The 14,801-nt window shown below is 37.1% G+C and carries 16 protein-coding genes, 1 tRNA gene, 1 other RNA gene and 1 other annotated feature; of the genes, 4 read left to right on the top strand and 14 right to left on the bottom strand.

What is annotated here, in order from left to right; all coding sequences use genetic code 11:
• Nucleotides 1-156: 156 nt before the first annotated feature.
• From CN326_RS19965 to tadA, 7 genes are all read right to left on the bottom strand, one after another.
• A complete protein-coding gene (locus tag CN326_RS19965; protein ID WP_098310721.1) occupies nt 157-426 on the bottom strand; it encodes a pro-sigmaK processing inhibitor BofA family protein in 270 nt (89 codons plus the stop codon).
• Nucleotides 427-551: 125 nt separating this feature from the next.
• Nucleotides 552-773 (bottom strand): YaaL family protein, encoded by a 222-nt coding sequence (locus CN326_RS19960; protein ID WP_098310720.1) that lies wholly within the window; start codon nt 771-773, stop codon nt 552-554.
• Between the two features lie 18 nt (nt 774-791).
• Nucleotides 792-1,388, bottom strand: a complete 597-nt coding sequence (gene recR, locus CN326_RS19955) for a recombination protein RecR (protein ID WP_098310719.1) — start codon at nt 1,386-1,388, stop codon at nt 792-794.
• A 14-nt stretch (nt 1,389-1,402) separates the two neighbouring features.
• On the bottom strand, nt 1,403-1,729 hold the full coding sequence (locus tag CN326_RS19950) for a YbaB/EbfC family nucleoid-associated protein (protein WP_176524706.1): 327 nt from the start codon (nt 1,727-1,729) through the stop codon (nt 1,403-1,405).
• Between the two features lie 74 nt (nt 1,730-1,803).
• The gene (dnaX, locus tag CN326_RS19945; RefSeq protein ID WP_098310717.1) at nt 1,804-3,489 is read right to left on the bottom strand and encodes a DNA polymerase III subunit gamma/tau; all 1,686 of its coding nucleotides are present in this window, start codon (nt 3,487-3,489) and stop codon (nt 1,804-1,806) included.
• Nucleotides 3,490-3,759: 270 nt separating this feature from the next.
• An RNA gene (gene ffs, locus CN326_RS19940) (signal recognition particle sRNA large type) lies at nt 3,760-4,024 on the bottom strand.
• Between the two features lie 77 nt (nt 4,025-4,101).
• Nucleotides 4,102-4,599, bottom strand: coding sequence for a tRNA adenosine(34) deaminase TadA (gene tadA, locus CN326_RS19935; RefSeq protein ID WP_098310716.1), 498 nt, complete (start codon nt 4,597-4,599; stop codon nt 4,102-4,104).
• Nucleotides 4,600-4,672: 73 nt separating this feature from the next.
• Between tadA and CN326_RS19930 the strand changes: the two genes are divergently transcribed.
• The 3 genes from CN326_RS19930 (at nt 4,673) to CN326_RS19920 (ending at nt 6,639) form a co-directional block, all read left to right on the top strand.
• The gene (locus CN326_RS19930) at nt 4,673-5,209 is read left to right on the top strand and encodes a cysteine hydrolase family protein (RefSeq protein ID WP_098310715.1); all 537 of its coding nucleotides are present in this window, start codon (nt 4,673-4,675) and stop codon (nt 5,207-5,209) included.
• Nucleotides 5,210-5,332: 123 nt separating this feature from the next.
• Entirely contained in the window at nt 5,333-5,971 is a 639-nt protein-coding gene (locus tag CN326_RS19925; RefSeq protein WP_098310714.1) for a deoxynucleoside kinase, read from the top strand.
• Entirely contained in the window at nt 5,971-6,639 is a 669-nt protein-coding gene (locus tag CN326_RS19920) for a deoxynucleoside kinase (protein ID WP_098310713.1), read from the top strand. The genes CN326_RS19925 and CN326_RS19920 overlap by 1 nt, the downstream gene beginning before the upstream one ends.
• Before the next feature lie 36 nt (nt 6,640-6,675).
• Here the strand turns inward: CN326_RS19920 and CN326_RS19915 are convergent, their stop codons facing one another.
• The 7 genes from CN326_RS19915 to guaB all read right to left on the bottom strand — a co-directional run bounded on the left by CN326_RS19915 (nt 6,676) and on the right by guaB (nt 13,673).
• The gene (locus tag CN326_RS19915) at nt 6,676-7,050 is read right to left on the bottom strand and encodes a sigma factor-like helix-turn-helix DNA-binding protein (RefSeq protein ID WP_176524702.1); all 375 of its coding nucleotides are present in this window, start codon (nt 7,048-7,050) and stop codon (nt 6,676-6,678) included.
• Nucleotides 7,051-7,215: 165 nt separating this feature from the next.
• Nucleotides 7,216-7,308, bottom strand: a tRNA-Ser gene (locus tag CN326_RS19910).
• Nucleotides 7,309-7,528: 220 nt separating this feature from the next.
• A complete protein-coding gene (gene serS, locus CN326_RS19905) occupies nt 7,529-8,803 on the bottom strand; it encodes a serine--tRNA ligase (protein WP_098310711.1) in 1,275 nt (424 codons plus the stop codon).
• Nucleotides 8,804-8,854: 51 nt separating this feature from the next.
• Nucleotides 8,855-9,076, bottom strand: a binding site (T-box leader).
• 54 nt (nt 9,077-9,130) lie between these two features.
• Nucleotides 9,131-9,721, bottom strand: a complete 591-nt coding sequence (pdxT, locus tag CN326_RS19900; RefSeq protein ID WP_098310710.1) for a pyridoxal 5'-phosphate synthase glutaminase subunit PdxT — start codon at nt 9,719-9,721, stop codon at nt 9,131-9,133.
• 17 nt (nt 9,722-9,738) lie between these two features.
• Nucleotides 9,739-10,626, bottom strand: a complete 888-nt coding sequence (pdxS, locus tag CN326_RS19895; protein ID WP_098310709.1) for a pyridoxal 5'-phosphate synthase lyase subunit PdxS — start codon at nt 10,624-10,626, stop codon at nt 9,739-9,741.
• Between the two features lie 159 nt (nt 10,627-10,785).
• Nucleotides 10,786-12,105 (bottom strand): D-alanyl-D-alanine carboxypeptidase family protein, encoded by a 1,320-nt coding sequence (locus CN326_RS19890; RefSeq protein ID WP_098310708.1) that lies wholly within the window; start codon nt 12,103-12,105, stop codon nt 10,786-10,788.
• A gap of 104 nt (nt 12,106-12,209) precedes the next feature.
• Nucleotides 12,210-13,673, bottom strand: coding sequence for an IMP dehydrogenase (guaB, locus tag CN326_RS19885; RefSeq protein WP_098310707.1), 1,464 nt, complete (start codon nt 13,671-13,673; stop codon nt 12,210-12,212).
• A gap of 116 nt (nt 13,674-13,789) precedes the next feature.
• Here guaB and CN326_RS19880 point away from each other — a divergent pair, with 116 nt between their 5' ends.
• A complete protein-coding gene (locus CN326_RS19880; RefSeq protein WP_098310706.1) occupies nt 13,790-14,776 on the top strand; it encodes a YaaC family protein in 987 nt (328 codons plus the stop codon).
• Nucleotides 14,777-14,801: the final 25 nt, after the last annotated feature.

The raw sequence follows: 14,801 nt of genomic DNA, 5'->3' as shown, positions 1-14,801 counted from the left end.
GTTTCAGCGACTTTTATAATTTATCACATTTAACTGTGAGTGTCAACTTCTTTTTTTCTTTTGTCGTTGACGACGTTTATTAATTTACCATATTAATAGTTTATACGTCAATACTTTTTCAAAAAAAAGAATACCAGGCTAGAAAACATAACTTTTCTAGCCCGGTAAAACATATAATTTAATGACTATAAGCGCCCCCACACCCGGTAAACCTAAAAACCCTGAAATAAATGTAGTACCGACATTAATAGGAAGATGAAAGTTAAATCGTGCGCCCAATACATTGACAACAAACAGCAACAAAGCTCCTATTACAATTTTGACGAGTGGCCTTCCTATAAAACGAAACGACTTCATAGGAGCACCTACAATTAATAAAAGAAAGATTAACGTTAATATACCGCCAATAATCAAACGTTGTTCCATACTGTCCTCTCCCTTACAACTTGTACACTATATTTGTATGGGAAAAAGAAAAAAAAAGACCGTTAAAATTTCTTCTTCAAAATAAAAAGTCGAACAGGACATGTATGTTCCGTTCGACTTCGTCTTTACAACTGTTCCATTTTCACAGGACGCCTTTTCGCTTCCTTCAATAGATAGAAATATTTCGCTTCCGCTAATTTCAAATGACACAGTACATTTTCTGAAGGTTCAATACTTTGTGCTACAATTCTTTTTTGACGCATCCACTCTACCTTCACTTGTTCTAGCAATACGATTAATTTTTCGTCATATTCTTTGCGCAACTTCCCTTTTTTCTGAAAAAGCATCTCTATTTCTCCTACTTATTATAATTCTCTGCGGCCCTCTAACGCCTTTGATAGCGTTACTTCATCCGCATATTCTAAATCACCGCCAACCGGTAAGCCGTGTGCAATGCGCGTCACTTTAATACCTGTCGGCTTTAACAGACGAGAAATATACATCGCTGTCGCTTCTCCTTCAATGTTCGGGTTTGTCGCCAAAATAACTTCTTGTACTGTTTCATCGTGCAGTCGCTTTAACAACTGAGGGATATTGATATCTTCCGGACCAATTCCTTCCATCGGAGAAATGGCACCATTTAATACATGATATACTCCCTGATATTCTTTCATCTTCTCCATTGCAATGACATCTTTCGGCTCTTGCACAACACAAACAATCGATTGATCACGATGAGAGTCATCACAAATATAACAAGGATCTTTATCTGTTATATGACCACAGATAGAGCAATACGTTAAGTTTCGCTTTGCATTTACAAGTGACTTCGCAAAATCTAATACATCATCTTCTTTCATATCCAATACGAAAAAGGCCAGGCGAACAGCTGTTTTCGGCCCGATTCCTGGCAATTTCATAAAGCTATCAATTAGCTTTGAGATTGGTTCTGGGTAGTGCATCTATGACCAACCTCCTAGAACATACCGCCAGGTAAATTCAATCCTTTTGTAAATTGTCCCATTGTAGAAGATGATAGCTCTTCTGCTTTCTTTAATGCATCATTCGTTGCAGCTAATACAAGGTCTTGTAACATTTCGATATCTTCTGGATCTACAACTTCTTCTTTAATTTTCACTTCTAAAATTTGCTTATGTCCATTCGCGATAACTGTTACCATACCACCGCCAGCTGTTCCCTCAACTGTTTTTTCACCAAGTTCCTCTTGTGCTTTCGCCATTTGTTTTTGCATTTTCTGCATTTGTTTCATCATGTTATTCATATTTCCCATTCCACCACGCATCATAATAATTCCTCCTAATTGGTTCTTAATGAATGTTTATAGTTTAATAAAGAAAAATCCATTTAAGACGTGTTTTACTCTCTTATTTCAATTAATTGTTCTCCCACAATCTTTACAGCTTCTTCGATAAGAGGATCTTTCGGCTTTTCCGCTTCTTCTGAAGGACTACCTTCATGTTGTAAGAAACCCTCACGAATTTTTCCCCATTCACTTTTGGGGATTGCAATCATTTGCAACCTCTTTCCAAACAGTTCAAAGAGAATTTGCTCTACCGTATCTGTTGCCTCGCGATTTTCACTCGCCATTTTACAATGTATTTCATACTTAAAAGCAAGAACATAAGAAGTAGTAGAAGCTGCGACTGGCTCACTGTTTTCTAACAAAACCGCATAAGCAACTTTATTATAATTTTTCAATCGCTCTAACAGTTCACCCCACGCACTCTTTAGTTGCTCTAAATCTTTACGAGTCGCTTGTTTTAAAACTTCATGAACACGCCCGACAGGTATTTTCATACTACCAGAACGAGTCGGCTTCGGTGTAACCCTTGTTTCTTTGACCTCTTGTTGCACAGAAACTGGTACACCATGTTGCTTCATATTTTCTAATTCCTGTTCTAATTGCTGCATTCTTTGTAAAACAGCTTGCAACCGATCCGCTCCATTTGCTTTCATCGCAAATTGCTGACACAATTGCACCATAACTACCTCTAAAAAAATACGAGGATGGTTTGTCCATTTCATTTCTTGTTGACTTTTACTAAGCGTATGAATAATTTCATAAATCATTTCAGGCTGCATATCCTGACTTAACTTACGAAATGAATCATCAACAATAACTCTCTCTAGCATATCCTCTAGCTGAGGCGAAGTTTGATACAAAAGCATATCTCGATAATAGTAAATGAAGTCTTCCATGAAGCGAAGTGGATCTTTCCCTTGATTCATAATATCATCAACAATACGCAGCGCTTTTGATACATCATTTTCATAGATGCACTCTACAAGGTTTGCTAAATATCGCTGTGAAACAGAACCTGTAACCGCTAATACATCTTCTACTGTCACCACTTCATCACTATAAGAAATAGCTTGATCAATTAAACTTAATGCATCACGCATACCACCTTCTGCGGCACGCGCTACAATTTGAAGCGCTTCCTCGTCCACTTTCGTTCCTTCGTTGTTTACAACAGTTGTTAATCGTTCGACAATATCATGCACTGATATTTTTCGAAACTCAAAACGCTGACAACGAGAAATAATTGTTGGTGGAATTTTATGTGGTTCTGTCGTTGCTAAAATAAAGATAACATGCTGCGGGGGTTCTTCTAATGTTTTTAATAGCGCATTAAAAGCACCCATAGAAAGCATGTGAACTTCATCAATAATATATACTTTATAGCGAACTTCGCTTGGAGCATATTTCACTTTATCTCTTATATCTCGAATTTCATCTACACCGTTATTCGAAGCCGCGTCAATTTCTAATACATCTGAAATAGCACCTTGCGTAATTCCTAAGCATGCAGGACATTCATTACAAGGTTCAGCTGTAGGAGCATGCTCACAGTTGATTGCTTTGGCAAATACCTTTGCAATTGTTGTTTTCCCTGTTCCTCTTGGACCAGAAAACACATAGGCATGTGATGCTTTCTCTTGAAGAAGGGCATTTTGCAACGTTTTCGTTACGTGCTTTTGACCGACTACATCTTCAAATTTTTGCGGTCTCCATGTTCGGTATAACGCCTGGTATGACACGAAAATACGGCCTCCCCCAAAGGTTATTATCTCGGTTATCCCGCTATTTGTGAACAGTAATCCCCAGCTTAAAACAAAAAATTAGATGGGAGATAAACTGCCCGTAAAAGCCCGATTCGTTCGACTGATAATCAGTGGGGATAAATAATCTCCCACTGATTAAAGTTTCATCTTATTATAACCTATTCTGATTATAGATTCCAAAAGTTATTTTCCATACAAAAAACCCATCCTATTCATATAGGATGAGTTTTATATGCTATATAACTGCCGTGCACCTTCTGTCGATTACGTACCATAAGCGTTACTTAAGCAGTTAGCTCGGTTCAGGCACTCCTGCGGCACACGAGAAGACCCGCTTATTGCTGCTTCCTTCCGGACCTGACAAGGTTCACGGGGTCCCGTTGCGCAGGACCCAAACGTCAACACCACTTACTTAAGGCAGACCCTACAGTAGCATAACCTCGAGAAGGGATTCGGCCTCGCTAGAGCGGATTGCGAGTACAGGGCACCGCTACCTCCCCGCTTAGCACGGCAAAGTTAAAACCATATTTAGTTGCCTTATCTGAAGGCAATATCAGTATAACTTGTTTCCTAAAAAATTGCAACGTGTTAACAAAGACTATTTTTATCCAGTTTTTCCTTCTCTTTCTTCCTCTTTTTGCGTAGTTCTCGGAAAAAGGTTGTTAATAAGGCTCCACACTCTTCTTCTAATACACCAACCACAACTTCAGATTGATGATTAAACCGTTCCTCTGTTAATAAATTCATTAATGTGCCAGCACATCCACCTTTTGGGTCACTCGCTCCATATACAACACGTTTTACACGCGATAACACAATTGCACCAGCACACATTGGACACGGCTCTAATGTGACATATAGGGTTGCATTTTCCAAACGCCACGTCCCTAACTTTTTGCACGCATCATCAATCGCTAACAATTCAGCGTGAGCAATTGACCGTTGCTCTGTTTCACGCAAGTTGTGCGCACGACTTACTACCTCACCGTCCACTACAACAACTGCACCAATTGGTACTTCTTGTATTTCTTCAGCCTTTTTTGCTTCCTCTATCGCGAGCTTCATAAAATAAATATCTTCTTCCATAACAAAATCCTTTCATCACAAATAACTTTTCTATATTCAATCCAATCTAAAGAGAAAGGAAAGGAGATTACATATGAAAAATACAGCACTTCTTATCATCGATATGATTAATGATTTTCAATTTTCACATGGACCTATCTTAGCACGAAAATGCAAAAATATTACAGAATCCATTTTACAACTCAAACAAAAAATGAAAAACTCTGGCTGTCCAATTATTTATGTAAATGATCATTACCATTTATGGAGAGCTGATATCAACGAACTTATTACCTATTGCACAAATGAATATAGCCAAGAAATTATAAAAAAAATAGCACCCTCAAGCGATGATTATATTTTTATTAAACCACATTATTCTGCTTTTTATGAAACCCCCTTAAATTCATTGTTAGGTCATTTAAAGATAGAAAACCTTATTTTAACGGGGGTAGCTGGAAATATATGCATCCTATTTACCGCAAATGACGCTCATATGAGAAATTATCAATTATATGTACCTGAAGATTGCATTGCATCCAATTGCGACCAAGATAATAAACACGCCCTGCATATTATGCAAACAACTTTAAAAGCAAACACTTCCCTATCATTTGATTTAAAGTTGTAACAACATAGGTCGATTTTCTAACTTTTTATGAAAACTAGTCCTTTCTGCCTCCTCTTATGCTACAATAATTCTGTTTTGTGCTTTTTATTAGTGCTAAATTATGTTTTGGAAGGAGGCAACAGCGTGACCGGAGTACCATTTATTACGGTCGAAGGACCAATTGGTGTCGGAAAAACTTCACTCGCGAAAGCGATATCGACTCACATGCAACTCCATTTATTGAAAGAAATCGTTGATGAGAATCCTTTCTTAGGCAAGTTTTACGAAGACATCCAAGAATGGAGCTTTCAAACAGAAATGTTTTTCCTCTGCAACCGTTATAAGCAACTAGAAGACATCGATACAAAATATTTAAAACAACATATTCCTGTTGTAGCAGATTACCATATATTCAAAAATTTAATTTTTGCATCTCGAACATTACAGGGTTCCCAATACGAGAAATACATGCAAATTTATCGTATCTTAACACAAGATATGCCCGTTCCAAACGTCATCGTGTATATAACAGCAAGCTTAGAAACACTACAAAAACGAATTGCCATGCGCGGACGGGAATTCGAAAAAAATATGGATCCAAATTATTTACTACAACTCATTGAAGATTACGAAGCGGCAATGGAAGCTTTCAAACAAGATCATCCGAGCATCCCTGTACTAAAATTCAACGGAGATAATATGGATTTTGTGAAAAATGAATCGGACTTAAACGTAATCTTATCAGCATTACAAAATACACTGACGAAGGAGATTAACCAGTAATGAATTTGAGACAAAAATACGATATTCCAAATGATGCTGTTATTACGATTGCAGGAACAGTGGGTGTCGGAAAATCCACAATGACAAATGCATTAGCAGATGCACTTGGTTACCGCACATCTTTTGAAAAAGTAGATTCTAATCCGTATTTAGACAAATTTTACAATGACTTCACACGTTGGAGCTTCCACTTACAAGTTTATTTCTTAGCAGAACGTTTTAAAGAACAAAAAAGAATCTTCGAATACGGTGGTGGATTTATTCAAGACCGTTCTATTTATGAAGATACGGGAATTTTTGCAAAAATGCATTATGAAAAAGGAACAATGACTGCTACAGATTATGAAACGTATAAAAGCTTATTCGACGCAATGGTTATGACACCTTACTTCCCACACCCTGATTTACTCATTTATCTAGAAGGATCATTTGAAGATATCGTAGATCGTATTAAAGAGCGTGGAAGACCTATGGAACAGCAAACACCGATTGAGTATTGGGAAGAGATGCACGCACGCTATGAAAATTGGATTAATGATTTTAATGCTTGCCCTATACTACGTCTTAATATTAATGAATATGATATTTTGCAAAATGAAAATTCAATTGAACCAATCGTTAAGAAAATTGGTCACTTCTTACAACAAACACGTAAACTTGTAAAATAAAAAACCCGTGCAATCGCACGGGTTTTTCCTATAAACTTAGTTTTTCTTTTTGGTCGGAGCAATAATTTCGCTCTCTGATTTTCCGGCATTAATGCGCTGACGTACAGTGCTTACACTAATATCGTACGCCTCAGCAATTTCTTTTACCGTCATTTCTGTCCCGTTAATAACAGCCGTAATTACTTTACGTTTTGCAGCTGCTTGTTTTTCGATTTGTTTTGGTGCTTCTACTTTCTTCACTTCTTGTTTTACATCACAGATGCAACCACTAAGTTTACGAAATGTTTCATCACTTACAATACGAGATACGTTCGCAGCACTGTTTAAAATTTTATTTTTCTTGCAAACGGGGCATTGTACATAGTATAGTGTTTTTCCGTCAAGCGGAAACGTTTGTATAATAATATCCATGGTAGCTCCTTTCATATCTATGAAGATAATCCTCGGAATATGAGTGTTTCTATAAGAGATTATATCTCCTATATGCTACTTCCTGATTGGTTAAAATAAAAACTCGTTACGTGTTGGTAACGAGTTCTCCAATCTCCACTTATATGCGCTGTTGTCAATTATATATGGCGGAGGAAGAGGGATTCGAACCCCCGCGCGGCTCGCACCGCCTGTCGGTTTTCAAGACCGATCCCTTCAGCCAGACTTGGGTATTCCTCCGTATTCACATGACATGAAATATAATATCAAAAGAAAAACAGTTCGTCAACCCTGCTATATATAGAAAAGGAAAGGAAAGAGATTTTTTCTCTTTCCCTTCTCATACAATTTATCCTAATCTAATAAACAGGAAGATCGTCAGTGTCAAATGTATCTCTTCTCCTGTTAAAAATTCCACTTTATTCTTGCTGGATAACAAGAGATGTGTATGAATAAAACTTTATTTAATAACTGTTTTTCCTCCCATATAAGGGCGAAGAACTTCTGGAATTATAATTGTACCATCTTCTTGCTGGTAGTTTTCTAAAATTGCTGCAACTGTACGTCCAATTGCAAGCCCAGATCCATTTAGTGTATGAACAGGTTCTGGTTTAGCATTCGGCTCACGACGGAAACGAATGTTTGCACGTCTTGCTTGGAAAGCTTCAAAGTTACTACAAGAAGAAATTTCACGATATGTACCGTAGCTAGGAATCCATACTTCGATATCGTATTTCTTCGCTGCTGTAAATCCTAGATCTCCTGTACACATGCTCATCACACGGTATGGAAGGTCTAATAATTGTAATACACGTTCTGCATCATTTGTTAATTTTTCTAGTTCCTCATAAGAATCTTCAGGTTTTACAAATTTCACAAGTTCTACTTTATTAAATTGATGCTGACGAATTAAACCACGTGTATCACGACCAGCTGAACCTGCTTCAGAACGGAAGCACGCACTAAATGCTGCATAACGAATTGGCAATTGGTCTGCACTTAAAATCTCATCACGATGCATATTTGTTACAGGTACTTCAGCTGTAGGAATCAAGAAATAGTCTTCACTTTCAATACGGAATGCATCTTCTTCAAATTTTGGAAGCTGTCCTGTCCCTGTCATACTTGCACGATTTACCATATATGGAGGTAACACTTCTTCATATCCGTGTTCTTCTGTATGAAGATCAAGCATAAAACTAATTAAAGCACGTTCTAACTTTGCACCTGCACCTTTAGAAAATACAAAACGGCTTCCCGTTACTTTAGCAGCACGCTCGAAATCTAAAATTCCTAAGTCAGTTGCAAGATCCCAGTGAGGTTTTGGTTCAAAATTAAACTCTCTTACCTCTCCCCAAGTACGTGCTACCACGTTATCATCCTCTGTTTCACCAATTGGTGCAGATTCATGTGGGATATTTGGAATAGAAAGCATTAATCTTTCTAAATCTTCTTCAACTGTACGAAGCTCATTATCAAGATCCTTTACTTTTTCTCCTACTTCACGCATCTCTAAAATTAGTGCCTCTGCATCTTTCTTTTCACGTTTTAACACAGAGATCTGTTGAGATACTTCATTACGTTTGCTTTTCAATTCCTCTGTTTGAACAAGTAACTCTCTTCTTCTTGTATCTAATTCTTCAAAACGACCGAAATCAGTTAAATCTTCCCCTCTATGCTGTAATTTTGCTTTTACTTCTTCAAAATTCGCACGTAAAAATTTAATATCAAGCATTATATATTCCTCCTTTTGTTTTATAAAACACAAAAAACTCCCGTCCCTGTAAAAAGGGACGGGAGTTAACCCGCGTTGCCACCCTAGTTGAAAGCACCATTGCTTTCCTCTCAAGTAGAAATAACGGCTCTTCACCGGAAATGCTTACTAATCATAAAGATATTCCACATTCCATTCCAGGATGGATTCACAAACTGTTTCTATCGGTTTCCACCAACCACCGACTCTCTATAAGAAACAACATTTGTTACTACTTCCTATCAACACGCTTATTTTATAAAATTATTATCATCAATTTACTATAATCTTACACAAGTTGCAAGTCACTTATACGACTTTTTTCATTTTCGCTTCTTTCACCATCTCTACGAAATAAGCCGTAACACGATGATCATCTGTTAATTCTGGATGGAAAGAAGCTGCTAATAAATGATTTTGTCGAACCGCTACCATGCGATCTTCATGTGTACATAATACTTCTACATGATCTTCTACATCGACAACATATGGCGCACGAATAAATACACCGATAAAGTCTTCGCCCACACCTTTCATAGAAAGGGCAGCCTCAAAGCTATCTTTTTGGCGACCAAACGCATTGCGTTCAACGGTAATATCCATTGCACCAATATGTGATTCTTCATATCCAATAAGGTTCTTTGCAAGTAAAATCATACCTGCACATGTACCAAACATCGGTTTTCCTGTTTTAGCAAATTCACGAAGCGGTTCCATGAAACCATATTTATCAATAAGACGGCGCATTGTTGTGCTTTCACCGCCTGGTAAAATAAGTCCATCTACTTCATCTAACTGCTCTGTACGTTTCACAATAATAGCTTGTGCACCACTTGCTTCTATTGCACGTACATGTTCACGAACAGCTCCTTGAAGTCCCAATACACCGATTGTAATCATTTCAAAAACTCCTTTAATTACCAACCGCGCTCTTGCATGCGTTGTTCTGGTAATAATGTTGAAATTTCAACACCTTTCATTGCATTACCCAGTCCTTTAGAAAGACGAGCAATTAATTCATAATCTTCATAATGTGTTGTTGCTTCAACAATTGCACGTGCAAATTTTTCTGGGTTTTCTGATTTGAAAATACCAGAACCTACGAATACACCATCTGCACCAAGTTGCATCATTAATGCAGCATCAGCTGGAGTTGCAACGCCGCCTGCTGCAAAGTTTACAACTGGTAAACGACCAAGACGTTTAATTTCAAGTAATACTTCATAAGGAGCACCAGTGTTTTTTGCATATGTCATTAATTCATCTTCACGTAGGTTCGCAACTTGACGAATTTCTGCGTTTACTTGACGCATATGACGTACAGCTTCTACAATATTCCCTGTGCCAGGCTCACCTTTTGTACGAAGCATAGATGCGCCTTCAGCAATACGACGCGCTGCTTCACCGATATCACGGCATCCACATACAAACGGAACAGTGTAATCACGTTTATTTAAATGGTACACTTCATCAGCCGGAGTTAATACTTCACTCTCATCAATATAGTCTACCCCTAATGATTCAAGTACACGCGCTTCCACAAGATGGCCAATACGACATTTTGCCATAACTGGAATTGATACAGCACCCATTACTTCTTCTACAATCGTTGGATCTGCCATACGCGAAACGCCACCTGCTGCACGAATATCAGCCGGAACTCGTTCTAATGCCATAACAGCAACCGCACCTGCTGCTTCTGCAATTTTTGCTTGCTCAGCGTTAACTACGTCCATAATGACGCCGCCTTTTTGCATTTCTGCCATTCCACGTTTTACACGCTCTGTTCCTGTTACATTTATCATGTACAAAAACCCCCCTAGGTGAATTGCTTTTCCCCACTTACGACGAAAAGTAAGAATACTCTTACATTCTACCATTACTTATTAGAGGCTTGTCCACTATTTTTTGATAAAATCGGTGCGAAAAACAGGAAATTAAAAAAGCCCCCCTATGGGGAGCTCTTAGAACCAACCTTTTACAGTATCAACTGCACCATTCCATATATCACTAAAGAAAGAACCAATGCTTCGCATAGAAAGAACAAACCAGTTTGCTTTCTCTACATCTTGTTTTGTTACAAGATCTACTTCCATTGACTTACCGGTTAAAAATCCTACATCATTTGCATCTTTTGCTGATACAGTCATATAACCAAGTGTGGTACCTTTTTTGATTGGCGCCTCATTCTCTTTATTTACTGCTTTGAAATCTGTTTTATAAACATCTTTACTTCCTTTTGGCATTGGAAGTACAACTTCTTCCTTCGTTTGCACTGCTACATCTGTATCTTTTGCTTTATCTACATGAACTGTTTCATGACCTTTTACTTGAGAATTTTTCGGATATACTGTTTTCGTTTGGAAATTTGTAAAACCGTAATCAAATAGCTTCTTAGTTTCTGCAAAACGTGCTGTGTGAGATTTCGTATTAATAACAACAGAAATTAAACGCATACCATTACGTTCTGCTGTACCCGTAAAACAATCCCCAGCTTCTGGAGTAGAACCTGTTTTCAAACCATCTACCCCTTCATATTGCATAACTAATCCAGGTAACATCCAGTTCCAGTTATCCATGTTCACTGGATATTTTCCACCTTCTTGGAATGTCTTTTTCGGAATTTTAGATGTCTCTAACGTATCTGGATACTCTTTAATTAAATGCTGCGCTAAGGTTGCACAATCTCTAGCAGACATTTTATTCTCTTCATCCGGAGTTGTCCCTTCAGGCTGCTGCCCTTTTAAATCTTTATTTGTTAATCCTGTACAGTTTACAAATTTATAGTTTTTTAATCCAAGCTCTTTCGCTTTGTCATTCATCATCTTAACAAAATTAGCTTCTGAACCACCGATTAATTCAGCTAAGGCAATCGTTGCACCGTTTGCAGAATAAATTGCCATTGCCTCGTATAACTCTTTTACAGTATAAGTACCGCCATTTTCTAAAGGAACATTTGATAAAGAACGGTCTTGTGAAATAGTATGAGCATATTCAGAAATTTTTGTTTTTTGATCCCACTTAATTTTCCCTTTTGCGACTGCATCATGAACTAAATACTCACTCATTATTTTTGTCATACTCGCAATTGCTAATAGTTCATCTGGATTTTTTTGATATAAAATCTTTCCAGAATTTGCTTCCACTAAAATTGCCGCACCTGCATCAACATTCAAAGGAGCATTTGTTTCTGCAAATGCGCTGCTGTATGTAAAAAACATGCTGCAAAATAGTGTAAGTACTGTTACAATCGCAATCATTTGCCTACGGAACATACCTGTCACTTTTGTTACCCCCAATATATTTGTACTCACATAAACGTTATTCTAACACAATCAAAAAAAAATAGACAGAGATACTAAATCTCTGTCTATTTTGATATCCGACATTATAATGAATAGTTTGGTGACTCTTTTGTAATTTGGACATCATGCGGATGACTTTCACGTAATCCAGCGCCTGACATACGGATAAACTGTGCATTTTCACGTAAGAATGGTAAATCAGCTGCACCGCAATATCCCATACCTGCACGTAATCCACCAACTAATTGATGTACCGTATCTGCTAAAGGACCTTTAAATGGAACACGGCCTTCAATTCCTTCTGGAACAAGTTTTTTATTGCCTTCTTGGAAATAACGATCTTTACTTCCTTTTTCCATTGCTCCAACAGAACCCATACCACGGTATACTTTAAATTGACGACCTTGGTAAATTTCTGTATCTCCAGGGCTTTCTGCTACACCGGCAAAAATGCTTCCAAGCATAACAACGTGTGCACCTGCTGCTAATGCTTTTACAATATCACCAGAATATTTAATTCCACCGTCAGCAATGACTGGAACACCGTGTTTACGAGCTTCTGTCGCACAGTCATAAACTGCTGTTAACTGAGGAACACCAACACCAGCTACAACGCGTGTTGTACAAATAGAACCTGGTCCAATACCAACCTTAACAATATTTGCACCTGCTTCAATTAGTTCGCGAGTTGCTTCAGCTGTTGCAACGTTACCAGCGATAATATTTAATTTTGGATACTTTTCACGAACTTCTCTCACTTTTTCTAATACACCTTTTGAATGTCCATGAGCTGTATCAATAACAATTACATCAACATTTGCTTTTACTAAAGCATCGATGCGTTGCATTGCATCAGCTGTTACTCCAACAGCTGCACCTACTAATAAACGACCTTGTTTATCTTTTGCAGAGTTTGGAAACTCGATTACTTTTTCAATATCTTTAATTGTAATCAAGCCTTGTAATACGCCGTTATTATCAACAAGAGGGAGTTTTTCAATTTTATGTTTCTGTAAGATTTTTTCAGCATCTTCTAGTGTAGTATGAACTGGAGCTGTAATTAAATCTTCTTTCGTCATTACATCGGAAATCTTAATTGAATAATCTTGGATAAAACGCATATCACGGTTCGTAATAATGCCTACAAGTTTTCGCTCTTCTGCATCATTTACAATTGGAACACCTGAAATACGATATTTCCCCATCAAATGTTCTGCATCATACACTTGATGATCTGGAGTTAAAAAGAAAGGATCTGTAATAACGCCGCTTTCAGAGCGTTTTACTTTGTCTACTTGCTCAGCTTGTTGTTCAATAGACATATTCTTATGAACAATTCCTAATCCACCTTGACGAGCCATTGCGATAGCCATATCAGCTTCTGTTACCGTATCCATACCTGCACTAATTAAAGGAATGTTTAATTGTAAACTTTCAGACAAAACTGTTTTCACGCTTACTTCTCTTGGTAATACATCAGATCTAGCTGGTACAAGTAATACATCATCAAACGTTAAACCTTCTTTAACAAATTTAGATTCCCACATAAATGATTCCCCCCATGATACCTGAAATTATTATTAGTAGCTTAACAATTGGTTAAAATACTGTCAAGAAAGACAGTATATGTTAGAATTTTCTAAAAATAAAAGGAGAGTATACAATGCAGCGTTCATCAATCACTTGGCAGAAATTAAGCTTCTTTCTTTCTTCTACTCACACGCAACATTATCTTACCCATTGCTATAAAAAATTAGGTAATATAAATACTGAGAAAAAAAGTTTTGAAAATTGTTATCCATTTATTTATTACTTAGAGCATGGGAAAAATTACTATGAGTTATGTCATACTGCCCCATTTTCCATTAAACCAGTATTATTGTTTTATGGAATGAGCCAACTCCTAAAAGCTTGTTTGCTTACAGTCAATCCCAATTATCCGGAATCAACTTCTGTATTAGCACATGGGGTCACAACAAGAAAGCGAAAAAAACAAAGCTATCAGTTTATAGATGATGAAGTTAAAATACAAAAGCATGGACTATTTACTCAAGTTGCGGAACAAATGTTTCATATGAAACATTTAGAGGGAGAAAAATATACAATGGGGGAGTTACTGCAACGAATCGCAGAACTAAAGGATTTATTCCTATACAGTAAAAGAAGAAATAAGCTATATAAACTAAAAGAGGTGACAGAGAATATCTTTACTTTTCCTACTCATGTTTTAGACGCTTTTCATATGACAGAAGAACGTTTTATACGATATATGGAGGAGAGTTGCAAACATCTTAACATTCGATATACAAACGCTAAAGAAAATGATTCCTACTTGCATTTTACAGCTCCTATTAAACAATGGAATCCATTATACAGTGCACCTCTTACATATAATCACTATACAAATACCTATTATTTACCTGCCAATGGCGAAACAGCTCCTGTTTTCTCAGAATTACTTACACACTATCTTTTGCTTTATAACTTAAGTATGATTTCCCGTTATGAAACAGATTGGTGGTACGATTTACTTGGAAGTTACTCTTCTGAAGATTATCCGTTTATCTTTCAATTTTTAGCTGTTACGGCTGAAAAAGTGCCATACTATATTTATTTATATTTAATGCATCAACATAACGCTATTTCTTAGGAAATAAAAAAGACGAGTCCAATGA

Source organism: Bacillus sp. AFS018417 (assembly GCF_002560985.1).
Classification (GTDB): Bacteria; Bacillota; Bacilli; order Bacillales; family Bacillaceae_G; genus Bacillus_A; species Bacillus_A rhizoplanae.
The sequence above is the reverse complement of the archived record's forward strand: the minus strand, read 5'-3'. Positions and strand labels throughout refer to the sequence as shown.